19 protein-coding genes are annotated in these 25,576 nt (G+C 44.4%); 13 read left to right on the forward strand and 6 right to left on the reverse strand.

Translation table 11 applies throughout. From position 1 onward, the window contains the following. Positions 1-134: 134 nt before the first annotated feature. Positions 135-788, reverse strand: a complete 654-nt coding sequence (locus tag DW251_RS10415; RefSeq protein ID WP_118301015.1) for a helix-turn-helix transcriptional regulator — start codon at positions 786-788, stop codon at positions 135-137. A 247-nt stretch (positions 789-1,035) separates the two neighbouring features. Between DW251_RS10415 and ssnA the strand changes: the two genes are divergently transcribed. The 4 genes from ssnA to hydA all read left to right on the forward strand — a co-directional run bounded on the left by ssnA (position 1,036) and on the right by hydA (position 7,486). Next, on the forward strand, positions 1,036-2,367 hold the full coding sequence (gene ssnA / locus DW251_RS10420; protein WP_021869020.1) for a putative aminohydrolase SsnA: 1,332 nt from the start codon (positions 1,036-1,038) through the stop codon (positions 2,365-2,367). Between the two features lie 341 nt (positions 2,368-2,708). Further along, positions 2,709-5,696 carry a putative selenate reductase subunit YgfK gene (gene ygfK / locus DW251_RS10425; RefSeq protein WP_021869019.1) on the forward strand — a complete coding sequence of 996 codons (2,988 nt, stop codon included), beginning with the start codon at positions 2,709-2,711 and terminating at the stop codon, positions 5,694-5,696. 152 nt (positions 5,697-5,848) lie between these two features. Continuing rightward, the gene (locus DW251_RS10430) at positions 5,849-6,088 is read left to right on the forward strand and encodes a DUF3343 domain-containing protein (RefSeq protein ID WP_021869018.1); all 240 of its coding nucleotides are present in this window, start codon (positions 5,849-5,851) and stop codon (positions 6,086-6,088) included. A 15-nt stretch (positions 6,089-6,103) separates the two neighbouring features. After that, positions 6,104-7,486: a dihydropyrimidinase gene (hydA, locus tag DW251_RS10435; protein ID WP_021869017.1), complete on the forward strand. Its 1,383-nt coding sequence runs from the start codon at positions 6,104-6,106 to the stop codon at positions 7,484-7,486. Positions 7,487-7,708: 222 nt separating this feature from the next. On the opposite strand, the gene DW251_RS10440 is transcribed toward hydA, so the two are convergent. The 3 genes from DW251_RS10440 to DW251_RS10450 form a co-directional block, all read right to left on the reverse strand. Beyond that, on the reverse strand, positions 7,709-8,197 hold the full coding sequence (locus DW251_RS10440) for a 4Fe-4S binding protein (protein ID WP_021869016.1): 489 nt from the start codon (positions 8,195-8,197) through the stop codon (positions 7,709-7,711). A gap of 2 nt (positions 8,198-8,199) precedes the next feature. Continuing rightward, positions 8,200-10,788 (reverse strand): selenium-dependent xanthine dehydrogenase, encoded by a 2,589-nt coding sequence (xdh, locus tag DW251_RS10445; RefSeq protein WP_021869015.1) that lies wholly within the window; start codon positions 10,786-10,788, stop codon positions 8,200-8,202. 264 nt (positions 10,789-11,052) lie between these two features. Continuing rightward, a complete protein-coding gene (locus tag DW251_RS10450; protein WP_021869014.1) occupies positions 11,053-11,670 on the reverse strand; it encodes a DUF1836 domain-containing protein in 618 nt (205 codons plus the stop codon). 362 nt (positions 11,671-12,032) lie between these two features. Here DW251_RS10450 and DW251_RS10455 point away from each other — a divergent pair, with 362 nt between their 5' ends. The 9 genes from DW251_RS10455 (at position 12,033) to DW251_RS10495 (ending at position 23,007) form a co-directional block, all read left to right on the forward strand. Continuing rightward, a complete protein-coding gene (locus tag DW251_RS10455) occupies positions 12,033-13,469 on the forward strand; it encodes an extracellular solute-binding protein (RefSeq protein WP_021869013.1) in 1,437 nt (478 codons plus the stop codon). A gap of 70 nt (positions 13,470-13,539) precedes the next feature. Further along, positions 13,540-14,418, forward strand: coding sequence for a sugar ABC transporter permease (locus tag DW251_RS10460; RefSeq protein WP_118301017.1), 879 nt, complete (start codon positions 13,540-13,542; stop codon positions 14,416-14,418). A gap of 15 nt (positions 14,419-14,433) precedes the next feature. After that, a complete protein-coding gene (locus DW251_RS10465; protein ID WP_021869011.1) occupies positions 14,434-15,267 on the forward strand; it encodes a carbohydrate ABC transporter permease in 834 nt (277 codons plus the stop codon). Between the two features lie 191 nt (positions 15,268-15,458). Next, positions 15,459-17,792 (forward strand): DNA helicase PcrA, encoded by a 2,334-nt coding sequence (gene pcrA, locus DW251_RS10470; RefSeq protein ID WP_021869010.1) that lies wholly within the window; start codon positions 15,459-15,461, stop codon positions 17,790-17,792. Between the two features lie 75 nt (positions 17,793-17,867). Continuing rightward, complete coding sequence (locus DW251_RS10475; protein ID WP_021869009.1) at positions 17,868-18,209, forward strand: hypothetical protein; 342 nt, start codon at positions 17,868-17,870, stop codon at positions 18,207-18,209. 170 nt (positions 18,210-18,379) lie between these two features. Further along, positions 18,380-19,774, forward strand: coding sequence for a 23S rRNA (uracil(1939)-C(5))-methyltransferase RlmD (gene rlmD, locus DW251_RS10480; RefSeq protein ID WP_118301019.1), 1,395 nt, complete (start codon positions 18,380-18,382; stop codon positions 19,772-19,774). 25 nt (positions 19,775-19,799) lie between these two features. After that, positions 19,800-20,276: an LURP-one-related family protein gene (locus tag DW251_RS10485; protein ID WP_021869007.1), complete on the forward strand. Its 477-nt coding sequence runs from the start codon at positions 19,800-19,802 to the stop codon at positions 20,274-20,276. A gap of 44 nt (positions 20,277-20,320) precedes the next feature. Beyond that, a complete protein-coding gene (locus DW251_RS10490; protein ID WP_021869006.1) occupies positions 20,321-21,628 on the forward strand; it encodes a Na+/H+ antiporter NhaC family protein in 1,308 nt (435 codons plus the stop codon). Positions 21,629-21,687: 59 nt separating this feature from the next. After that, positions 21,688-23,007 (forward strand): MATE family efflux transporter, encoded by a 1,320-nt coding sequence (locus DW251_RS10495; protein WP_118301020.1) that lies wholly within the window; start codon positions 21,688-21,690, stop codon positions 23,005-23,007. Positions 23,008-23,055: 48 nt separating this feature from the next. Here the strand turns inward: DW251_RS10495 and DW251_RS10500 are convergent, their stop codons facing one another. Both DW251_RS10500 and DW251_RS10505 read right to left on the reverse strand, forming a co-directional pair. Next, entirely contained in the window at positions 23,056-24,444 is a 1,389-nt protein-coding gene (locus DW251_RS10500; protein WP_118301022.1) for an alanine/glycine:cation symporter family protein, read from the reverse strand. Between the two features lie 135 nt (positions 24,445-24,579). Beyond that, positions 24,580-25,479 carry a LysR family transcriptional regulator gene (locus DW251_RS10505; RefSeq protein WP_118301024.1) on the reverse strand — a complete coding sequence of 300 codons (900 nt, stop codon included), beginning with the start codon at positions 25,477-25,479 and terminating at the stop codon, positions 24,580-24,582. Positions 25,480-25,576 lie beyond the last annotated feature (97 nt).

The raw sequence follows: 25,576 nt of genomic DNA on the forward strand, positions 1-25,576 counted from the left end.
TTGATCTCCTCAAGTCCCATAATTGGAAGGTTTTTGTCATCTGTTTTAGGCATTTTGTTTACTGCCCACAGAATCTTCTGATCCATGTTACTTTATCCTCCTTAAAATTTTTGGTTCTTAAAAATTTTTAGTTCTTAAGATGATTTACGACTGTTTACGTCGATGTAACTGTACAGAGTAAATTTGGAAATTCCAAAATACTTGGAGACTTTGTCTCCTGATTTTGTTATGAGAAAAGCGCCTGCGTCATTCAAAAACTGGATGGCGGTTACTTTTTCTTCCTTATTCATAAGAGCTGCCGGTTTTCCAATCAGAGCTACGGACTGTTCGATCAGGTTGTCCAGAAGATCATTTACATTGTGTACGATCTGTTCTGGCTGCTGTCTGGTATCACTTGGATCTTCTGTACTGATGAGAGCTTTAATGGATCTCTCAATGGTCATCAGACCGGTGATATCGTAGTTGATGGAAAAAATGTAATCCACAGCGGAATCCTCTGGGTTTCTGATAAAAAACGTACTGGATTTTAAGATCTTACCGTTTGATGTGCGGGTAAGATAACCAAGATGGTCTTTCAGTGAAGCCGGATCCCTATGCAGGGTTTCCAGAACTACCTTAGATGGTCCGTCGCCTTCACGCCGGTTGGTGATATGTCCGTTGTTGATGTGTACAACAGAGTGTTCCAGGTCGTGGCGCTTTAAGTCGTGGATCACAATTTCGCAGTCTGGTCCGAACTGTCTTGCAAGGCCGTCTGCAATCTGTTCAAGCAAGCTAAGTGTGTATGCCATGAACAACCTCCTCATTTCGGACTTTCATAATATGATATGGTAACTTTGTACAATAAACAATCTGCAAAACATTTTTGCGTTGTTTATGATTACATAATAGCACAAATAAAACAGATTGCAATAGTTTTTTACAAAAAAATTTTGAATAACTAAAAAAAATTGTATTTTTCCCTTGCAAATGGTATTTCCAGGTGTTAATATAAGAGTACGACAACATTGTTATTATATAGGAAAAGGAGAGAGCCATATGTTGATCATTGGAAACGGACGTCTGGTTACAAGAGATGCCGGACAGCCATTTTTCGAAAATGGAGCAGTAGCAATTGACGGAACTACTATTAAGAAAGTAGGAACTCTGGAAGAGATCAAAAAGGAGTTTCCGGAAGCTGAGTTTGTAGACGCTAAGGGGGGCGTTATCATGCCGGCTTTCATTAATACACATGAGCATATCTACAGTGCAATGGCAAGAGGCTTAAGCATTAAAGGATATGATCCTCACGGATTTTTAGATATCTTAGACGGATTATGGTGGACCATCGACCGCCATCTGACCAATGAGCAGACCCGTCAGAGCGCAAGAGTTACTTTCATCGACAGTATCAAGAACGGTGTTACCACTGTATTTGACCATCATGCAAGCTTTGGCCAGATCAAGGACAGCCTGTTTGCCATCGAAGATGCTGCAAAAGAATTTGGTGTAAGAGCCTGTCTGTGTTATGAAGTATCTGACCGTGACGGTATGGACAAGTCCAGAGAAGCTGTATTAGAGAATGCAAGATGGATCAAGCATGCATTAGCAGATGATACAGATATGTTTGCTGGTATGATGGGTATGCATGCACAGTTTACCATTTCAGATGAGACAATGGAATTTGCTGCAGCAAACAAACCAGATGAAGTTGGATATCATATCCATGTTGCAGAAGGTATCGAAGATCTTCATGACTGCTTACATAAATATGGAAAGCGCATTGTAGACCGTTTATACGACTGCAATATCTTAGGAAGCAAGACTTTACTTGGCCACTGTATCTATGTAAACCCACATGAGATGGAACTGATCAAGGCAACTGATACTATGGTAGTACACAACCCTGAGTCTAACATGGGTAATGCCTGCGGATGCCCTCCAACCATGGAGATCGTTCACAGAGGTATCTTGACAGGTCTTGGAACAGATGGTTATACACAGGATGTTCTGGAGTCTTATAAGGTAGCAAATGTACTTCACAAGCATCATCTGTGTGACGCAAATGCAGCATGGGGCGAAGTTCCTCAGATGCTCTTTGAAGGAAATGCTAAGATCGCAAACCGCTACTTCAAGAAGCAGTTAGGCGTATTAAAAGAAGGCGCAGCAGCAGATGTGATCGTTACAGATTATGTACCGAGAACACCTATGGATGCTTCTAATATCAACAGCCACATCTTATTCGGTATGACCGGACGCAGCGTTGTTACCACAGTCTGCAACGGTAAAGTCTTAATGAAAGACAGAGAGCTGATCGGAATTGATGAAGAGAAGGTTCTTTACGAAGTAAGAGAAGAGGCTAAGAAGCTGGAACGTTCCATTAACGGTTAATAATGTAAATGTTACAGTTCAACCATGCCATCTTCTTGTTTCCATATTCATGAAAACAAGAGGCTTGGTGGATCCACCATATGCTGATTTGAACAAGAAAGTGTTTATGCAAGCGAACTTGCAACACGCTTTCTCATTCAAATCAGCGCATGGTTGAACTGATGTAAATTAATTAGTAATAGCCGATTACAGGGCGGCGGGAAAACAGCACACCGGAATATCCGGGCGGCTGAGCCGTTGAAAGATAAAAACTGGCTTCTGCAAAGATACAAAAATTTTGCAGAAGCCCCCCTACGGTGCTGGGACCTGATCGGGTGCTATATATAAGGAGGAAATAGAATATGAGCGATATTATGACACCCATTCCCTTTGGAAAAATGATGAACTGGATCCTGGAGGAACACAAGAAAGGCGCGATCTTCGGCATCAGAAGACCTTTTGTTGCAGATCAGAGCAAGAAATATGAGATCTTTGGACGTACATTAGAGACACCTTTCGGACCTGCTGCAGGACCACACACCCAGCTGACCCAGAATATTGTAGCTGCTTATGTGGCAGGAAGCCGCTTCTTTGAATTAAAGACAGTTCAGAAGTTAGATGGTGAAGACCTTCCGGTAGCAAAGCCATGTATCAAGGCTGATGATGAGTGCTACAACTGTGAATGGTCCACTGAGCTTTATGTGCCGCAGGCATATGATGAGTACGTGAAAGCATGGTTTGCCTGTAAAGTATTAGCTAAGGAATATGGCCTTGGCTCTATGGACGGCTTCCAGTTTAATATGTCCGTTGGTTATGACCTGGACGGCATCAAACTGGAAAAGGTAGACCGTTTTATTGAAGGAATGAAGGATGCTTCTGCAGCACCTATTTTTAATGAGTGCCGTCAGTGGCTGTTAGATAACCTGGATCGTTTTGATAACCTGACAAAAGAGGATGTTGAAAGTATCTCCCCTGAAATCTGCAACTGTGCAACTCTCTCCACTCTGCACGGATGTCCTCCACAGGAGATCGAGCGTATCGCAAGCTATCTGCTCACTGAGAAGAAAGTACATACCTTTATCAAGTGCAATCCAACTCTGTTAGGATATGAGTATGCAAGAAAATTAATGGATGACATGGGCTATGATTATGTAGCGTTCGGTGACTTCCATTTCAGAGATGACCTTCAGTACACAGATGCAGTTCCAATGTTACAGAGACTGCAGAAGCTGGCAGATGAGAAGGGACTGGAATTTGGTGTTAAGATCACAAATACCTTCCCTGTTGATGTAAAACAGAATGAACTTCCAAGTGAAGAAATGTACATGTCCGGTAAGTCTTTATACGCTCTGTCCATGTCTGTTGCACAGAAACTGGCAAAAGACTTTGACGGAAAACTGCGTATTTCCTACTCCGGCGGTGCTGATTACTTTAATATCACAAAGATCGTAGACGCTGGTATCTGGCCTGTAACCATGGCAACTACCATGTTAAAGCCAGGCGGCTATGAAAGATTAGAGCAGATCGGACAGTTATTTAAGGCAAAAGAAGCAGCAGCTTTCGCTGGCGTAAGCGCAGAGAAGGTAGAAGCTATGGTAGAGGCTGCAAAGTCTGACAAACACCATGTAAAGGCTGTTAAGCCGCTTCCATCCAGAAAGGTGAAAAAGCCGGTTCCGTTAACAGACTGCTTTATCGCTCCATGTCAGGAAGGATGCCCGATCCATCAGGATATCACCCGTTACATGCAGTTGGCAGGTGAAGGAAAGTACGAAGAAGCATTAAAGGTTATCTTAAACAAGAACCCGCTTCCATTTATCACCGGTACCATCTGTGCGCACAACTGTATGAGCAAATGTACCAGAAACTTCTACGAGGCTTCTGTAAATATCCGCAGAACCAAGTTAGAGTCTGCACAGGGCGGAATTGATGCTGTTATGGCAGCATTAAAGGCACCTGCAGTTACTTCTGATAAGAAGGCAGCTGTAGTAGGCGGCGGCCCTGCTGGTCTGGCAGCTGCATACTTCCTTGCAAAGGGCGGTATGAAGGTTACTGTATTTGAGAAGGCAGAAAAGATGGGCGGCGTTGTACGCAATGTGATCCCAGGCTTCCGTATTTCCCACGAAGCAATCGATCATGACGTTGAGCTGGTTCGTGCTATGGGTGCAGAGCTGGTAAACGGCAAAGAGATCACTTCTGTTGATGAATTAAAGAAAGAATATGACTACGTTGTACTGGCAGTTGGTGCTTCTGAACCAGGCAGACTGAGACTGGAAGCTGGCGAGACCATGAACGCATTAGAGTTCCTGGCACAGTTTAAGGCAACTGACGGCAAGGTAGATTTAGGCAAGAACGTTGTTGTTATCGGTGGCGGTAACACAGCTATGGATACTGCAAGAGCTGCAAAGCGCAATGCAGGCGTAGAAAAGGTATCCCTGGTTTACAGAAGAACCAAGAGATATATGCCAGCTGATGAAGAAGAGTTAGTAATGGCAATTGATGACGGCGTAGAGTTTGCAGAGCTGTTAGCACCTGTTAAACTGGAAAATGGCGAACTGATCTGCCGCAAGATGCAGTTAGGTGATTACGATGCAAGCGGAAGAAGAAGCGTTGTTGAGACTGAGGAGATCGTTAAGATCGCTGCTGACACTGTGATCGCAGCTGTTGGTGAGAAGGTTCCAGGCGCATTCTACGAAGCAAATGGTATCGCTGTAGACGAAAAGAAGCGTCCAGTTGTTGACCACAACACTCTGGAGACCTCTGTAAAGGGCGTTTATGTTGCCGGCGATGGTCTCTTTGGACCAGCTACTGTTGTAGAAGGCATCAGAGATGGTAAGAAAGCAGCAGAAGCTATTATCGGAAGAGATTTATCTGAGGATATCTTCAAGATGGCTGATGCTGAGGTTGTTTACGGACGTAAGGGCAAACTGTCTGAGGAGAATGAAGAGTCTGACAGCAGAAGATGTCTCTCCTGCAACAGCATCTGCGAAAACTGCGTAGAGGTATGCCCGAACAGAGCAAACGTAACCTTAACAGTACCTGGCATGGACAAACATCAGGTGATCCATGTAGATTATATGTGTAATGAATGTGGCAACTGCCGCAGCTTCTGCCCATGGGACAGCGCTCCATATCTTGACAAGTTCACCTTATTTGCAAATGAAGCAGATATGGAAAACAGCAAGAACCAGGGCTTCACGGTTCTTGATGCAGCAGCAGGAACCTGTAAGGTACGTTTAGCAGGCAATGTAATTGATTACACAGTTGGAACTGCAAATGAGAATGTTCCGGATGGAATTCAGAAGATCATTAAGACTGTAATTTCTGATTACAGCTATCTGCTGATCGGTTAATTTTATAAAAGAAAAAAACTTCGGGGCGTGGCTTTTTGGTCATGCCCTAGAGGTTTTTTCACAAGCCATTAATGAAGGTTCCGCCTGCGTAAGCAGGCAGTGAAGCATGTCAGCATGTGTACGTGTGGATCTGAGCGAGAGAGGAAGATAACATGCCCAGAGAAAAGACAATGAAGGTGGTATTTGCATTTCCAACTACCACAATGGCAATGAAAATGGAAGCAGCTGCAAAAGCAAAAGAGGCTCCGGGACGTCTGATCCCGGTTCCAAGGCAGATCAGCGCAGGCTGTGGAATGGCCTGGTGCGCACCGGTTGCGGACAGAGTTTCTCTGGAGCAGCTGATCGCTACGGAACAGATCGTAACAGAGGGCTGCTATGAGCTGTTATTATAAAGGAGGCTGGATAATATGAGACAGATCATTAAAAACGGAACTATAGTCACAGGAAGCGGAAGTTTTCCTGCAGATATCCTCATTGATGGGGAAAAGATCGCGGCTACAGGTACAGCTGAAGAGATTAAAAAACTGGCACAGCCGGGAGATAAGGAGATCGATGCATCTGGATGCCTGATTTTCCCTGGATTTATTGATGCACATACCCATTTCGACCTGCATGTGGCAGGAACTGTAACAGCAGATGATTTTGCTACCGGTACAAAGGCTGCTTTAAAAGGCGGTACTACTACCATTATCGATTTTGGAACCCAGTATCCGGGAGAAACACTGGCAGAAGGCTTAAAGAACTGGCATGAAAAGGCAGATGGAAAGTGTTCCTGCGATTACAGCTTCCATATGTCTATTACAGACTGGAACCCTTCTGTTTCCAAAGAAGTCCAGGATATGATGGATGAAGGAATTACTTCTTTTAAACTGTATATGACTTATGATACCCAGGTAGATGATAAGACCTTATTTGAGATCTTACAGAGATTAAAAGAGACTGGCGGTATCACCGGTGTACACTGTGAAAACAGCGGTATGATTGCAGCTTTACAGGAAGAAGCAAAGGCAGCAGGAAAAATGGGTGTTTCCAGCCATCCAAAGACCAGACCGGTAGCTGCGGAAGCAGAAGCAATTGGAAGACTGTTACGTCTGGCAGAAGTAGCAGATGTTCCTGTAGTTGTAGTGCATCTGACCTGTAAAGAAGGATATGATGTGATTGCACAGGCCCGCAAGAGAGGACAGAAGGTTTATGTGGAGACCTGTCCACAGTATCTGCTGATGGATGACAGTCTTTATGAACTTCCTGGCTTTGAAAGTGCAAAATATGTGTGCGCGCCGCCTTTAAGAAAGAAAGAAGACCAGGACTGCTTGTGGAAAGGTCTGGCAGACGGTACCATCCAGACTGTTTCTACTGACCACTGCAGCTTTACCACAGAGCAGAAGAAGTTAGGAGAAGGCGACTTTACCAAGATCCCAGGCGGTATGCCGGGTGCTGAGACAAGAGGGACTTTGATCTATACTTACGGTGTAGATAAGGGTCGTATCACAAAAGAAGATATGTGTCGCGTTCTGTCTGAAAATCCTGCAAAACTGTATGGCTTATACCCGAGAAAGGGCGTGATCGCTCCAGGAAGTGACGCAGACCTTGTGATCATGCGTACAGGTGTAGAAGATGTGATCACAGCCAAAGATCAGGTCCAGAATGTAGATTATGCACCATTTGAAGGTACAAAAGTGACCGGAAGAGTGGAAAGCGTGTTCTTACGTGGACTTCAGGCTGTAAAGGACGGAAAAGTGGTAGAAGAGAAGAAGGGCGAGTTCCTGAAGAGAGGAAAATATGCTCTGTAAAATAGAGTGAGTGAGAAAACGGGCTCTGGCAGCTGACTAATGTGGCTGCCGGGCCCGTTTTTTGTTATGGCAGTTGACTTTCTCCGCCTGGCGGCGGGAAAGCGTGTGTATATGCACGCAAGCCCGTCAGCAGCTGGGAAATTGCAAGTCTTCCGCCAACAGCGGAAAAATCCTGAGTATATGCACGAAACCCCGCTGCCGGGCGGGGTTCCAATGCTATATTTATCTCACTTTCGTAAAAATTCCTCGCAAATCATAGATTGCATGCCGTGGACATTTCACTGCACACATACCGCAGCTTAAGCAGGATGCTTCATCAATCACTGCGCAGTTGTCTTCTACGTGGATGGCACTGGCAGTACAGGTCTTTTCGCAGATGCCGCAGCCGATACAGCTGACGGCACAGACACCTCTTGCGTCTTTGCCTTTATCTTTGTTGGAACATTTAACAGCAATGGTATTGGCACAGTCGTGTAAGTGGATGATGTGCTGAGGACATTCTCTGGTGCAGCGTCCGCAGGCGATACATTTTTCTTCATCTACTTCAGCTACGCCATGTTCATTCAGATGGATGGCACCGAATTTACAGCTTTCTACACATTTTCCGCAGGCGATACAGCCATAGGAACAGCTGGAGCCTTCTGTTACATGACATCCGCCGTTGCAGGCTACAAAAGCAGAACGATATGGAAATTTCTTTTTAACAGCCATGATTAGAATCTCCTTTCATAAGGTGTTCCTGAAATTGGAAGGCTGTAGCGGCGTTCTCCGTCACAGCGATAGTAAGCGTCTGTAATGGCCGGAGCAGTAGGGATAGAAGTGATCTCTCCGATACCGATGGCTCCGCAGGCTACATTCAGACCAGGTTTGTCAATAACAATGGCTTCGATCTCAGGTACTTCATGAGCGCGGAAGAGACCTAAAGAACCATATTTTTCAATAGGCTTGCAGTTGTCATCAATTGGATAACGCTCTCTTAAAGCATATCCCATGGACATAACGACACCGCCCTCGATCTGGCCTTCGCAGGATAATGGGTTTACTGCCTTACCTACATCATGGGCAGCAACCATTTTCTCGATCTTCTTGGTCTTTGGATCGACGATGCACATCTGGGTAGCATAACCGTAAGCTACGTGGGATACAGGGTTTGGTACGTCAGCTCCTAACGGGTCTGTCTTTGCAAGGTATTCACCGTAGAATACCTGTCCCTTCAGGTCATCTAAGGAATGATGTTCGCTGGCATTCTTTGCTTCCATTACCTTTTCGCAGGCACGGCGGCAGGCTTCACCGGTAACTAAAGTCTGGCGGGAACCGGAAGTATCACCGGAGTCAGGTGCGATCCAGGTGTTGCTCCGCTCATATACGATCTGGTCTCTTGTCAGGTCAGTATTTGTAACTACCATCTGTACCAGGACGGTACCAAGTCCCTGTCCAATACAGGAAGCACCGGTATAGATGTGCAGTTTTGCGTCATCTTCTACGATTAGTTTTACACGGCCCCAGTCAGGGATACCAACGCCGACACCGGCATTCTTCATAGCACAGGCAAGACCAACGGCTTTACCAGAAGCTACAGCAGCGTCATATTCTTCTTTTACAGCTTCCAGTGTTTCAACCAGACCGGTGGAATTATCTACGATCTGACCGTTTGGAAGAACGCCGCCCGGACGGATGGCATTGCGGTAGCGGATCTCCCAAGGAGTGATACCGATCTCATCTGCCATCATGTTCAGAAGAGTTTCTACTGCAAAACAGGTCTGTGTTACGCCGAAACCGCGGAAAGCACCGGCTGGCGGGTTGTTTGTATAATAAGCAGTTCCCTCGATCTCAAAGTTTTCATAAGCATAAGGACCTGCAGCGTGGGTACATGCACGTTCCAGAACAGGACCGCCAAGGGAAGCGAAAGCACCTGTATCAGAAGTAACTTTTGCCTTAACGCCCATGATCTTACCGTTTTCATCACAGCCCATGGTGAAATCCATAACAAAGTGATGACGCTTTGGATGTACCAGGAGAGACTCTGCTCTTGTAAGGCTTACTTTTACAGCACGGCCTGTGCAGTAGGTCATCAGTGCAGCGTGATGCTGAACGGACATATCCTCTTTGCCGCCGAAACCGCCGCCAACTAAGGCATTCTGTACCTTGACTTTTTTGCTTCCTAACAGTCTGGTACATTCGTGAAGGGTAGTATGGGAAGACTGGTCAGTAGTGATCAGGAACACATCGCCGTCACTGTCCATATAGGAAACAACACATTCCGGTTCCAGGAAAGCATGCTCAGTCCACGGAGTCTCAAAGTGATGGGAAATAACGTGTGCTGCATGTTTGATGGCTTCCTCAGCATTGCCGCGACAGACATGTTTGTAAGCCTGTACATTGGAGGTTTCCTCATCATATACTAAAGGTGCATCTGGTGCAGCTGCTTCTTCAATGTTGTGGATAGCCGGAAGTACCTCATACTCAACTTTTACCAGTTTCTTTGCTTTCTCCAGAGTTTCTCTGTCTTCAGCAACCACCAGGGCAATGGCATCTCCCAGATAATGGGTCAGACCGCCTACCGGGATCAGTGTATATTGGTCATGCTTTAAGTGTCCAACCAGATTTTCACCAGGAACATCTTCTGCAGTAAGTACAGCCACAACACCAGGAAGTGCTTTTGCTGCAGAAATATCAATAGAAAGCACACGAGCTCTTGGATATTTGCTTCGTACAGCAGAGCCATAGCACATGTTGTCAAAATAGAAGTCGTCCGGATATTTGCCATATCCTAAAACTTTTTCTTCTACGTCCAGACGATGGACTCTGGAACCGATCTTCCAGTCAGTTGCGCTGTCTTCCGGGATAATTCCTTCACGTTTGATCTTGGCTGCCAGACGGATCGCAGCAATGATCTTTACATAACCGGTACAGCGGCAGTAGTTGTTGCGGATGGCATAGCGTATCTCAGCTTCTGTCGGATCTGGATTTTTATCTAACAGTGCTTTGGTACACATAACCATGCCAGGGATACAGAAACCGCACTGTACAGCACCTGCTTCCCCGTAAGCGTAGGTGTAAACTTTGGATTCCCAGTCAGTAAGGCCTTCTACGGTAATAATGTTGCGGCCCTCTAAGGTGTCCGTGGTAGGAACACAGGCGCGACAGGTTTCACCGTCAATGATAACGGTACAGGCACCGCAGGCACCCTGACTGCATCCGTCTTTTACGGAAGTCAGTTTCAGCTCGTCACGCAGGAACCGTAACAGGGACTGCTTACGTGTAGTTGTCACAGACTTGCCGTTTACAAAGAATGTAGACATATGTATAATCTCCTTTCAAGGTAGGAACAAATAAGTTGTTAAAACGAATAATAAACCGACCATTTATACTTTTATTTTATCATAAAATAAACAAAAAGCAACAACAATCTCAAAAAAATTTATGTATGAACAAAAAAATTGTAAGCGCTTATTTCAAGGGAGAATAACGAAAATCCCCGGTTTTTGAAGATAACGTAAGTCACCTTCAGAAATCGGGGATGTAATTGGTAAAATATGGAAAAATTATTTTTGTGGGAGAAAAAACTATTTCTTTTTGGGGTCCGGACGTTCTGCACGAAGCTGGTCTGTCAGCTGCTCGATCATCTGCATTTTCATATACACATCAAAGGAAAGTTCACAGATAAAGGAAAATAATTTCAGGTAATCCTGGTCGCCGTCTTCCTCAGAAACATCCTGGAATGTATCCATTGCTTTCTGGAATTTAGAGGCGATATCTGTTTTAATAGAGGACATTTCACTTTCTTCTAATGTAAATACTTCTCTGTAAATGTCTTCCAATGAAAGACTGGAACCATGACCTGTAAAATGTTTGGCGGTGATAGGCTTAAACAGTTCTTCAATATCCCTGAAAGATAACAGGCTCTTAAAATAGTAGATAAAGATCAGCATGAGCATGTGTTCTTTGGAATATTTCTTTTTAACAGGTGGTGGGAGAAGATTATTTTTTGCGTAATTATTGATCATAGTCTTGGTAAGGACCTTGTCTTCTTCATACCGTCTGGTGTTCTTTAAATGTTCTTCCATAAAGGTTGTGACCTGATCCATATACAGGTCAATATTGGGGATCTCTTCCGGTTGTACGTGGGTCTGTCTGTCAAGATAGGCGAAAAGATCCTGAAGCCGTTCTTCATTTATTTTCATTAAAAGTCACCTCGGTTTATATTGTAACATTGCTATATATATTATATAGTATTGAATACTATATGACAAGAATAAAATGTTGATGATTTTTTGAATGAAATGGTTTATAATGTTTCGATGTAACGTTACTTTAATAAGTTCACGCGTAAAACAGCTAAAGAAGTGAAGGTGAAAATACACATAATATTAAGAGCAACTTAAAAAATACACTGTAAAAAACAAATAAAACAAAAACAGAAAAATAAAGATTAATAAAATAAATTGCACAAAAACTATTTGACATATATCATTGGCAATGCTATAATTCATTTAACAACATTATTAATAATATTAGAGATAATATTAAAAAAGGAGGAAGATATATGAAGAAGAGAGCAATGGTGATGGCGGTGGCAGCTATGATGGCAGCCGGAGCACTGACCGCATGCGGAGGCGGTTCCAAGGATACCGCAGGTACAGCTGACACAAAAGCCGCTGAAGAGACCAAGGCAGAGGAAAAGAGCGAGGAGACCGGTGCAGAAGCATCTGGTGAGAAGCAGGTATTCCCGGCTGGTACAGTAACTGTATATGCAATGGGTAACCCGCAGTACAGACAGCAGTGGTTTGAGACCTGGCTGGACAACCACAGAGACATCGCTCCGGATGTTAAGATCGAGTTTGTACAGACCAAGGGTACTGCTGATATCCGTGAGAAGATCACAATGACCGCACTTTCCGGTGCTACCGATGACCTTCCGGATGCAGCTATGTTAGACCCTGTTACCATCCAGGACCTTGCAAAGGCAGGATTATTAAAGGATGAGACAGAGTACCTGACCCCACTTATTGACAAGATGGTAGATGGTGCAACTACAGATGCAACCATCAGCGGTCACATCTATGCACTGCCTGACTCTGTAAGACCTCAGGTTCTGTTCTACAACAAAGCTATTTTCGATGAGTATGGCATTGATCCAGAAATGATGAAGACTATGGACGGCTATATCGAAGCTGGACGTCAGTTAAAGGAAAAGAGCAACGGAGAAGTTTACTTATCTTATATCGATCCTACCAGCAAGACCTGGAGATACTGGGGACGTCGTGGTTTAATGCCATCTGCAGGTGCTAAGATCTGGGATGAGAACGGTGAAGTTGTGATCGGTTCTGACGAAGGAACCAAGAAAGCTTTAGGCGCTCTTGATACTATGAATACAGAAGGACTTCTGTTAAAGACCACCATCATGGAGCCGGCTCTGTATGATGCAATCAACAAAAAGCAGGTTGCTACTTTCTGCATCGGCGCTTTCTGGGATGAGTTCATGCGTAAGAACTGTGAAGCTACCAAGGGTGACTGGAGAGTTATGTCCGCACCTGAATTTGAGGGTGTAAACAAGGCAGGTGCTCCTGTTTCCCAGTACATGGGTATCATTGAAAAAGGTGACAATCCTTATTCCGAACTGTTCCGTATGATGTGGTATGATTTCACCTTTGACGGAGCTGCAAAAGAAGAGTGGGTTAAGTCCATGGAAGAACAGAATGCTCCTTATTCCAACCCTGTTTCCAAGGAACTGTTACAGTCTGACTTCTGGAAAGAACCATCCGATTTCTACGGCGGAATGTCCTTCCGTGAAATGGAAGGTAAGTGCCTGGAGAATGGCGCAGAGAACCTGGTTGTAACTCCTCAGGATGCTGAAGCAGATGAGATCATTTCTGCAGAGTTAGAGAACTATGTTGCAGGCAACCAGACCATGGATGAAGCAATTGCAAACATGGACAAGAACTTAAAGGCTAAGATCGGAAAAGCCGAGATCGTTAAATAATCTATTTATAAACAGCCAGGCGGTTTACTGACAGAAGACCGCCTGGCGTAACTAAAGGAGGAGGTAGAACATGCTTAAGGCACTGAAAAAGTATAAAGCTCCCTATCTGTTTATTCTGCCCTTTTTTATCCTGTTTTTCGTATTCCAGCTGGTTCCTACCATATGGACATTCTACATCAGTTTTACTGACTGGAAGGGAATTGGGGATCCGGAATTTTCCGGTCTGGGCAATTACAAGAAAATGATGGTTGACAACATGTTCTGGGAGTCACTTGGAAATACAGTTGTCTATTGGCTGACAGGCCTCGTCTTTATTTTATTCTGTGCACTGTTGATTGCATGTCTGTTAAACAGCCGTTTTTTAAAGAGCAACAGCGCAAGAGCATTTTTCAAAACAGCTACATTCCTGCCAAATATCTGTGCAGCCATCGCTATGGGACTTATTTTCCGTATGCTGTTTGATGAAAATGTAGGTCTGTTTAATGAACTGCTTACCATATTTGGTGGCAGTAAGATCCCGTGGCTTACAAGTACCACGTATTCCAAGATCCCTGTTATCATCCTGAATGTGTGGAGATATACACCATGGTTTACCATGATCCTGTTATCCGGTCTTTTGAACATTTCAAAAGATTACTATGAGGCAGCAACTGTAGATGGAGCAACCGGACTTCAGCAGTTCTGGTACATCACACTGCCATCTTTAAAGAATATTTTATTCTTCTGTTCCGTGACTCTGACTGTAGATATGTGGAAACTGTTCAATGAGTCCTATATCCTGCCAGGTCCTGGTACATCCAATACATCCCTGTTCCAGTACATGTATGAGTCTGGTTTCAATGTATTTAACATGGGATATGCATCTGCTATTGGGGTAGTACTGATCCTGATCCTGATCGTTATATCTGTGATCCAGTTTATCGTGCGTCATAAGCAGGGAGAAATTTAGGAAAGGAGAACCGACATGAACCATAAAAAAGCAATGTCTTCCGCGATCACATATGGGGTACTGGTGCTGATCACTATTGTATGTCTGTTCCCTATTGTATGGATGTGCCTGATCTCTATCAAAGACATTTCTGAAAGCATTACCGGCTTTAACTCAATTCTTGTAACTCATCCTACACTGGGCAATTTCAAACGTCTGTTTGAGATGATCCCTGTAGGCCAGAATACATTTAACAGTGTATTTACCACCATTATGGGTACTGTAACTTCCCTGTTTTTCTGTGCACTGGCAGGTTTTGCTTTTGCAAAGTATAAATTCCCGGGAAAGACAGTTTTATTCTATTTTGTAATTGCTACCATGCTGGTACCGCCGGAAGTTGGTTCTGTACCACTGTTCATCATCATGAAAAAAGTGGGACTGATCAACAGCCTCTGGTCTTTAGTTATCCCAAGAATTGCAACAGCAGTTGGTATCTTCTACATGAACCAGTATATCACCGATGTTCCGGATGAACTGGTAGAAGCAGCCAGAATTGACGGCTGTACGGATTTTGGTATCTTTATGAAGATCATCCTTCCGGTTATCAAGCCGGCTATGGCTTCCTGGGGTGCGATCACACTGATCGCAAGATGGAATGACTTCTTCTGGCCATTACTTTACTTAAGAAAACAGGCAAAATACACATTGATGGTAACCATTTCCTTACTGCCAGTCAGTGAAGGTTTGTCTACACCATGGCCTGTTATCCTTGCAGGTACCACATTAGTTATCATTCCTATCATTATACTGTATCTGATCCTGGAACGTTTCCAGAAAGCAGGTATGATGGAAGGTGCTGTAAAGGGCTAAATAATGAAAATGACCGATCTTTATTAAAGGGTTCGGAGAAAATAAGAACAGAATGCCGTGTTTCAGGCTGTATGGAGAACGCCTGGAACATGGCATTTTTGTGTTTAGGGAGAACATTTGTTTTTGTGCCTGCTTGCAGGATAGGTACAGGGATGTTATAATGACTCCAGAGAAAAAAAGGCGGTAATAATATGAGCATTTATGATACATTAAATCCAAAACAAAAAGAGGCAGTCTTACATACAGACGGCCCTCTTCTTATACTGGCAGGCGCCGGTTCCGGAAAGACAAGGGTCCTGACCCACAGGATCGCTTATCTGATCGATGAATGTGGGGTAAATCCATGGAACATCATGGCGATCACTTTTACCAATAAAGCAGCCGGGGAAATGCGGGAACGTGTGGATGACCTGGTTGGCTTTGGGGCAGAGAGTATATGGGTCAGCACCTTCCATTCTTCCTGTGTGCGCATCCTGCGCCGTCATATTGAAAGTCTGGGCTATACCACCAGTTTTTCCATTTATGACAGTGATGACCAGAAGACCCTGATGCGTCAGGTGTTTAAGGCAATGAATGTTGATACCAAACAGTTTAAAGAACGGTCTGTCCTGGCAGCTATTTCTTCTGCAAAGGACAAGCTGATCACTCCGGAAGAGTTTCTGTTAAATGCAGGAGCGGATTTCAGGGAAAAGAAGACAGGGGAGATCTATAAAGAATACCAGAAGCAGCTGCGCAAAAATAATGCCCTGGACTTTGATGACCTGATCGTTAAGACTGTAGAACTGTTCCAGAATAACCCGCAGGTACTGGACTATTACCAGGAACGTTTTAAATATATCATGGTAGACGAGTACCAGGATACCAATATGGCCCAGTTTAAGCTGGTAAGCCTCCTGGCTTCCAAGTACCGCAATCTCTGCGTAGTGGGTGATGATGACCAGTCTATTTACCGGTTCAGAGGTGCGGATATCCAGAATATCTTAAGTTTTGAACATACATTCCCAGGCACAAAGGTGATCAAACTGGAGCAGAATTACCGTTCTACCCAGAATATTCTGGATGCGGCAAATGGAGTGATCCGTCATAACTTCGGGCGAAAGGATAAGACTCTGTGGACAGCCAACGGTGAAGGAGACAAGATCTTATTTAAGCAGTTTGATACAGCAAGGGATGAGGCGGATTTTGTAGCCCGCCAGATCCGTGACAGTTCATATTCCTATCAGGATCAGGCAGTGCTTTACAGGACCAATGCACAGTCACGACTGATAGAAGAGCGGTGTATTTTCTATAATATCCCTTACAGACTGGTAGGTGGAGTCAACTTCTATCAGAGAAAAGAAATCAAGGATGTACTGGCGTATTTAAAGACTATTGCAAATGGAGTGGATGACCTTTCCGTGATCCGTATCATCAATGTGCCGAAACGGGGGATCGGCGCCACTACCATTGGAAGGGTGACTGCCTTTGCGTCAGAACATGGAATGAGCTTTTATGATACTTTAAAAGAGGCAAAACAGATCCCGGGTATCGGTAAGGCGGCAGAAAAGATCAGCCGTTTTATTGCCCAGATGGAAGCCTTCCGGGCGATGGCACATTCAGAAGAGTACTCTATTAAAGATCTGATCGATCATATTCTGGAAGATACGGGTTATGAAGAGGAACTTCAGGAAGAGGGCGAGATCGAGGCCCAGACCCGTCTGGAAAATATTGAGGAATTGATCAACAAAGCAGCTGCCTACGAAGAAGACAGTGAACATCCTACACTGGATGAATTTTTGGAGCAGGTGGCGCTGGTTGCGGACATTGACAATGTAGATGACTCGGAAGACAGGGTAACCTTAATGACCCTTCACAGTGCCAAGGGCCTGGAATTTCCAAAGGTCTATTTAGTAGGTATGGAGGACGGGCTTTTCCCGGGAATGATGTCCATTATGTCTGGTGATAAGACAGAAATGGAAGAAGAGCGCAGGCTTTGTTATGTAGGTATCACCCGGGCAAAGAAGGAACTGGTGCTCACAGCAGCCAGACAGCGCATGGTAAACGGAGAGACCAGATGGTCCAAGCCAAGCCGCTTTATTAATGAGATCCCGCCGGAACTTTTAGATACGGATAAATTGCAGCCGGTCCTTGGAAAAGGAAAGCAGGATGACTTTGACGAGTCAGGACTTCCATGGAACCAGGGCACTAAAAGCGGTGTCAGCCGGTTTGGAATGGGATATAATGCCTATGCTTCTAAAACAGCATCACCAACGGGAAGCAGTAAAAGTTCTGGAATGGGCGGTTTTGGCAGCAGCATGCAAAGCTTAGAGCCAAAGAAAAAGCCGGGCTTTGGAAAGACATTTACAGTCCAGAAAGCAGCATCCCTTGACTACAAAGAAGGGGACCGTGTAAAACATGCAAAATTTGGCGAAGGAACTGTAAAAGAGATCATAGACGGGGCAAGGGATTATGAGATCACGGTAGAGTTTGACAAAGGTGGCCAGAAGAAGATGTTAGCGGGATTTGCAAAGCTGGAACGTGTCTGAAAACAGTAGTAAAAAGTAAGAGTTTATGGTATACTAAATAACAAGGAAAATAAGTGCAGAAAGGATGGACCTGCTATGAACAGATTTGACAGAGAAAGATGGGATACCATGGGAAAAGAGGCTTTAAGCCGTGTAGAAGAACTGATGAATACCAGCCGTATCAACGAACTGATCCACAAGAGAGAAGAAGATGAAAAGAAAAAGAACTGTATTCTCTGGGTACTGGCTATTATCGGTGCAGTAGCAGCAGTAGCAGGTATTGCATACGCAGTTTACCGTTTCTTTACCCCTGATTATCTGGAAGATTTTGAAGACGATTTCGATGATGACTTCGACGATGACTTCTTCGAGGATGAAAAGGCAGAAGAGAAGAAAAGCGAAAAGAAAGAAGAGAGGGCTGAGGAAAAAGCTGAATAAAATAAGAAAGAAGCCATAACAGGTGTAAAATCTTATAATTTTAAAAGCGTGTCTCATATAAAAGGGACACGCTTTTCTTAGGTATAGGTTGCTATTCGGGCATATTTGTGATAAATAAGTGATAGACTGAAATATTTAAAGTGACAGAATACAAAATAAGGAGTAGAAAAGTGAAAAAAGGCGAGATTTACGAAGCGATTGTAGAAAAGGTAGAATTCCCAAACAAAGGTATTGTTCATGTAGGCGAGGAAAAAGTGATCGTGAAAAATGCCATTCCTGGACAGAAAATACAGTTTGTGATCAATAAAAAAAGAAATGGAAAATGTGAAGGACGGCTTTTAGAAGTGTTAGAAGCCTCTGAACTGGAACGAAAGGAAGGCGCATGTCCTCATTTTGGCGTATGCGGCGGCTGTCTGTACCAGAGCCTTCCATACGAAGAACAGTTAAAGATCAAAGAGGGACAGATCAAATCACTTTTAGACAGTGTGTGCAAGTCCTATGAATTTGAAGGTATCAAGGGAAGCCCCGTTTCTGATGGCTACAGAAATAAAATGGAATTCTCTTTTGGTGATGAATATAAGGGTGGTCCCCTGGCACTGGGAATGCACCGCAGAGGCAGTTTTTATGACATTGTAAATACCCCGCAGTGTCATATTGTCCATGAGGATTTCCGTAAAATATTAACAGCTACCTTAGAGTATTTTACAGAAAAAGGCATGGGCTATTACAGAAAGCTGCAGCATGAGGGCTATTTAAGACATTTGCTGGTGCGTAGAGCTGTTAAGACAGGTGAGATCCTGGTAGCTTTGGTTACTTCCGGACAGACCGGCAAAGAAGGAATGCCACAGTCCTTAGAAACAGAAAAAGTGTTATTGGAAGAGTGGAAGAAAACACTGTTAGCTCTTAAAATGGAGGGAAGTTTTGCAGGTATCCTTCATATCCGCAATGATACTCTGGCAGATGTGGTACAGAGCGATGAAACTACAGTTCTTTATGGAAAAGGCTATTTCTATGAAGAATTGTTGGGCCTGAAATTCCAGATCACCCCATTTTCCTTCTTCCAGACCAATTCTCTGGGAGCAGAGGTGCTTTATGAGACAGCCAGAGGTTATGTAGGAGAAACAAAGGATAAAGTAGTTTTCGACTTATACAGCGGAACCGGAACCATTTCCCAGATCATTGCACCGGTAGCAAAGAAGGTAGTAGGGGTGGAGATCGTAGAAGAGGCAGTAGGCGCAGCAAAGGAAAATGCAGAAGCAAATGGTCTGCATAACTGCGAATTTATTGCAGGAGATGTATTAAAGGTGATCGATGAGATAACCGAAAAGCCAGACCTGATCATCTTAGATCCGCCAAGAGACGGCATCCATCCAAAGGCATTAGACCGTATCATTAATTTTGGTGTGGATCATCTGGTCTACATTTCCTGTAAGCCAACCAGCCTGGTAAGAGATCTGGTGATTTTACAGGAGAGAGGTTATAAGCTGGAAAGGGCAGTAGCTGTAGACATGTTCCCGGCAACTGCTAACTGTGAAACCGTAGCAAAACTGATCCGTGTAAAATAATCCGGTTATAAAAGGGGGTTACATTATGAAACTTCTGTTCCGTCAACGCTTCTTTTCCTGGTTTGACAGCTATGATATTTATGATGAAAATGAGAATACTGTATACACAGTGAAAGGTCAGCTTTCCTGGGGACACTGCCTGAAGATATATGATGTGGCCGGCCGTGAAGTGGGGACAGTGAAAGAGCGGGTATTTACTTTTCTGCCAAAGTTTGAGCTGTATGAAGGTCCGCAGTACATAGGCTGCCTCAGCAAGGAATTTTCGTTCTTAAAGCCGTGTTACAATATTGATTTTAACGGCTGGGAGATCCAGGGAAGTTTTATGGAGTGGGACTATACGATCGCGACGTCCGATGGGCGGAAAGTGGCAGTGATCTCCAAGGAACTGTTCCATATGACGGATACCTATATACTGGATATTGCGGATCCGAAAGATGCCCTTCATGTGCTGATGTTTGTGCTGGCCATTGATGCGGAGAAATGTTCCAGAAACAGGCATTAAAAGCGGTTTAGAATAAAATTACAGAAGATAAAACGAGGTGTAGAATGGAATTGGCGGTGCTGACACTGTTTGCAGTGCTTTTGATCGGTGCGCTGGCGGCAGGTGTCCCTATTTTGTATGCCCTGATAGCAGGTCTGATCCTGTTTTCGGCATACAGCTTGAAATGTGGATTTACCCTGGAACAGACGGGGAAAATGTGTTTAAAAGGCGTAAATACAGTAAAAAATGTGCTGATCACTATGACGATCATCGGAGTTCTTACAGGGTTATGGAGATCATCAGGAACGATCCCGGCTATTGTTGGCTATTGTGTGCAGCTGATCACACCTTCCGTATTTTTGCTGCTTACCTTTTTGTTAAACAGCCTGGTATCTTTTCTGATCGGAACTTCCTTTGGAACGGCAGCCACTATGGGAGCCATCTGTATTGCCATGGCCCAGGCAATGGATATAAGCCTTGCCCTTGCAGGCGGAGCAGCTATATCCGGCGCCTTTTTCGGGGACCGGTGTTCGCCTGTATCCACCAGCACTCTGCTTGTGGCAGAAGTGACCCATACGGATATGTATAAAAATATACCGAAACTGATGAAAGATTCTATCGTTCCTTTTGTGATGTCCTGTGTGGCATACCTGGTAATGGGATGGCTGCAGTCTGCTTCCGGCAGTGCGGCAGCAGGAGCAGGGGAGCTGTTTTCAAGAGAATTCCGTATGGGACTGATCCCTCTGATCCCGGCAGCAGCCATTTTTATTTTAGCAATATGCAAAGTAGAAGTGAAAAAGGCTATGGCAGTGAGTATTTTTCTGGCATTTGTGATCTGTCTGGTCTACCAGCATCGTCCTCTTACGGAAACTTTATACTCTATGGTATTTGGCTATGTTTCAGAGGATGCCCAGATCAGTAAAATGCTAAATGGGGGCGGCATCCAGTCCATGATAAAAGTGGTAGCTGTAGTGTGCCTGTCTTCCTGTTATTCCGGTATTTTTGAGAAAACAGGGCTTTTGCTGCCTTTACAGGAAAAGATCATAAAAGCAGGAGAAAAGCTGGCGCCTTTTGCCGTTGTACTTCCGGTTTCTGTGATCGCCTGTGCAGTGTCCTGCAACCAGTCGCTGGCTACACTGGTAACAGAGCAGCTTTGTAATAAGCTGGTGACAGATCAGGAGAAAATGGCCATGTATCTGGAAGACGGTACCATTGTGATCGCACCGCTGATTCCATGGTCCATTGCAGGCGCTGTTCCTTTAGCTTCTATGGGAGCACCTGGGACTGCGCTGTTTGCAGGGTGTTATCTGTATGCCCTTCCTTTATGGAGGCTGATCACAGACTGTTTTACACGGGGAAAACAGAAGGTATAAAGTGTATTGGTTTGATTGGGGAAAAACATGAAAAGGAAGTAAAAGTCATGGCATAGGATTTGACAAAGGGAAATCCATTTTCCGTAATCTTAAAATTTTCACTGCCGGTTATCGGTGGTAATCTATTTCAGTTATTTTATACTCTGGCAGATACAGTGATCGTAGGCAGGACGCTGGGAGCAGACGCTTTGGCAGCAGTTGGTTCTACGGCGATTGTTATTTATCTGGTACTCTGTTTTATCCAGGGTATTACCGGCGGTTTTGGTATCTGTCTGGGACACAGGTTTGGCGCAAGAGATGAAAAAGGAATGCGTCGCAGTGTGGCAGTGTCTATTATTCTATGTGTTTTTTTCTCACTGGTTATCATGGCGATCTGCTGCGGCCTGGCTCATCAGATCCTGTACTGGCAGAAAACACCGGAAAAGATCTACGATATGGCTTATGATTATATGTTTGCTGTATTGTTAGGAACCGGTGCGACTATCTTTTATAACATGATATCCAATATTCTTCGTGCATTGGGAGACAGCCGTACACCCCTGGTTTTCCTTGTATTTTCCTCTCTTTTAAACATTGTCCTGGATGTAGTATTTATTGTCCCGTTTAAAATGGGAGTAGCAGGAGCTGCCTGGGCAACGGTACTCAGCCAGCTTTTATCAGCAATATTATGTACAGTGATAGGCGTGAGAAAATTCCTCATACTTAGACTGAAGAAAGAAGATTTTCAAAATCTTGGTTCTGTGATAAAAACTCACATGAGTATGGGATTTCCTATGGGATTTCAGATGTCTGTTATGTGCATCGGCCAGCTTGCCATGCAGGGAGCCGTTAATGCACTGGGAACAGAGGCAATTGCCGGATATACGGCAGCGACGAAAGTGGATCAGTTTTCTGTACTTATGAATGCAGCTTTTGGTATCGCCATCTCCAACTATGTGGCCCAGAACTATGGTGCCGGTCTGTGGGACCGTATCCGCAAGGGAACGGCAGCCTGCCTGCTTCAGACAAGCATTGCAAATGCTCTTATGTGTGTGATGATCATTTTCGGACGCCATCTGGTCGTGCCCATGTTTGTAACACAGCCCACAGCAGAGATCATCTGGTATTCTGATTATTATCTGATGACCGTAGCGCCTTTTTACCTGCTTCTTGGAGTGCTGCAGATCTATCGTTCTGCCATCCAGAGTATGGGCAACAGCTGGATACCCTTTACAGCCTGTATCATTGAACTGATCTTTCGTATTACATCCACCACTGTGTTTGCAGGGATCATCGGTTATGTAGGGATCTGCTTTGCAACGCCCTTTGCATGGATCGGGGCGAGCGCATTGTTAGTGCCTGTGTACTGGCATGAAATATTAAAAAGAAGAAAAAAGTAAATTCGGAAAAGAAAAGGACAGAGGTGATCAACCTTCTGTCCTTTTTAGCTATTCATATTTTTTCTTTTTCTCATATTCAGCCAGCGCAGATAAGGCCTCATTTGAAAGAGGAAAGAGCACTGCCAGATTAAAAATAGTCATCAGTCCGATGCCAACATCTCCCAGATCCCACACCACTGTATAAGCCTGGATGCCGCCGATGAAGAGCATGATCAGGGCCAGGATCTTATAGAGAGTCTGCCACAGCCAGCGGTTTCCGAAAAGATAGGACACATTGGAACGGGCATAAAAGAGGATACCAAGGAAAGTGGAGAAACTGAACAGGGCCAGGATCACAGCTACGAAGATCACACCAAAGCTTCCCAGGTGGTAGTTCATGGCAGTCTGTAACAGCTCCATTCCCATAAGGCCACGGGTCAGTTCTTCCGGGACAAGGAGCAGGATAAAGGCAGTACAGCTGCAGATCACAATGGTATCAATAAATACGCCTAAAGCCTGGATCAGTCCCATTTTAACCGGTTCCTTTTCATCAGCAGCAGCTGCCGCGCAGGGAGCAGAACCGGAGCCAGCCTCGTTGGAGAAAAGACCACGTTTTACACCATTCATCAGTACAGCTCCAAAACCACCGCCTGCTACTGCACGAAGTCCGAAGGCTTCTTTAAAAATCCTGGAAAATACGCCTGGAAGCTGTCCGATATGGGTCACAATGATAAAAATAGTGATGATAAAATACATAGCTGCCATAATAGGAACAATGATATCCAGTGCCTTTATGGTGGCATTTTTACGCAGCACGATAATGGCGGATAAGATCACCAGGATCACAGTGGTGATGATAGGTGGTACAGAAAAAGCATTTTCAAAGGCAGAGGCAACGGAGTTGCTGATCACCTGGCTGATGCCGCACCAGCATAAGAGTCCGGATAAGGCGAAGAAAACTGCGATCACAGAGTGGTTCAGTTTCTTTCCACGGACTTTTTCTGCATAATAGTGGATATAGTAAGCCGGACCGCCGTGATAGCCGCCGTACAATGAATCTTCCTCTTTATGGATCTGGGCCAGAGTTGCCTCGATAAAAGCAGTGGCAGAGCCTAAAATAGCGGAAAGCCACATCCAGAACACAGCACCTGCGCCGCCTGCAGAAACAGCAGCCACTACGCCCACCAGATTTCCCATACCAACCCGGGTAGCGGTAGATACTAAAAGAGTCTGTAACGGTGATAAGCTGTTGCCATTTCCTTTCTTTTCTGTCAGGGAACGCACCATATCCGGAAAAAGACGCACGGATACAAAGTTAGTACGGAAGGTAAAATAAATACCTGTTGGGATCAGAAGCAGTACCAGAAGAGGAATACCAATGGAAGTGCCTGAAAGGTGCAGTGTAACCAGATCTCCCCACAAAAAGTGGTAAACAGCTTCGATTATATGAACGATCATAAATTATCTCCAGTCATTTTCATTTTCGGACCTGTTAAAACGTTGAAACACACTTAAACGCTTTAAAGGGCCAGTCTAATTATTGTACACTGTTTTTGATGATTTGTAAAACTATAAAACAGTGGAAAATGTCTATTATTGGTAACTTCTTGCCGTTTCATGGTATACCCGGGTGATCTCCTGAAGGATATCCATATGGGTAAAGTCTTTTTTGTATACGATCTTGGTCTCACGCATCATACTTAAGTTTTCAATAGGAAGAACGGCCATTTTTCCTTTTTTCTGTTCTCTTGCGCAGGCACTCTGAGGCAGGATGGAAACGCCCAGTCCTTTTCGTACCAGGTCTTTTATAGTGGCGATATTGTCAACTTCCAGAGTGATGTTGAAATTGTCAATGGAGTCCCCGATGCTTTTTAATGTGGACTCAAAAAGCATGCGTGTATCAGAAGTAGGAAGCCGCAGGATCATCCGTTCCTGTTTTAATTCTGATAAAGTGACCATGGCACGTTTGGCCAGAGGATGCCGGATGGACATAACACACACCAGATAATCGGTAGCTAACATCAGGGAACAGAGGGAATGCCCGGTTGGCGTTCCGTCCACAACAGCCAGATCGATCTCGTAATTATCCAACATATCATAAAGATTATTTATGGTATCCGTAATAATTGTTATTGAAAAATTATTATCAGCATTGCTGCAACGGGCCAGAACCTCCGTGATCAGGTTGCTTTCCGAGGTGTGGGTGATGCCGATGCGGACTTTGGTCAGCTGTTTTCTGGAATTATCGATCTCCGTCTCCATCTTTCCATACAGCGCTTTGATCCTTCGGGCATATTTTAAGACGATCTCACCTTCCGGGGTCAGCATTAAACTGCCTTTTCCGCGGATAAAAAGGGTGACTCCCAGTTCTTCTTCCAGCTGATTGATATGATGGCTGACTGCCGGCTGGGTAAGGGAGAGAGAAGCAGCCGCTTTTGTAAAATTCTGGAATTCAGCTACTGCCAGCAGAGTTTCTATTTTTGAACCGAGCATGGTACCTCCTTATTGTGTATAATAAATAAAATTTATCATACATAAAAATAAAATAATTTGCTTTTATTATAAAACAGTATATCATATAGAAGCATGA

The organism is Clostridium sp. AM22-11AC, assembly GCF_003473545.1.
GTDB lineage: Bacteria > Bacillota > Clostridia > Lachnospirales > Lachnospiraceae > Enterocloster.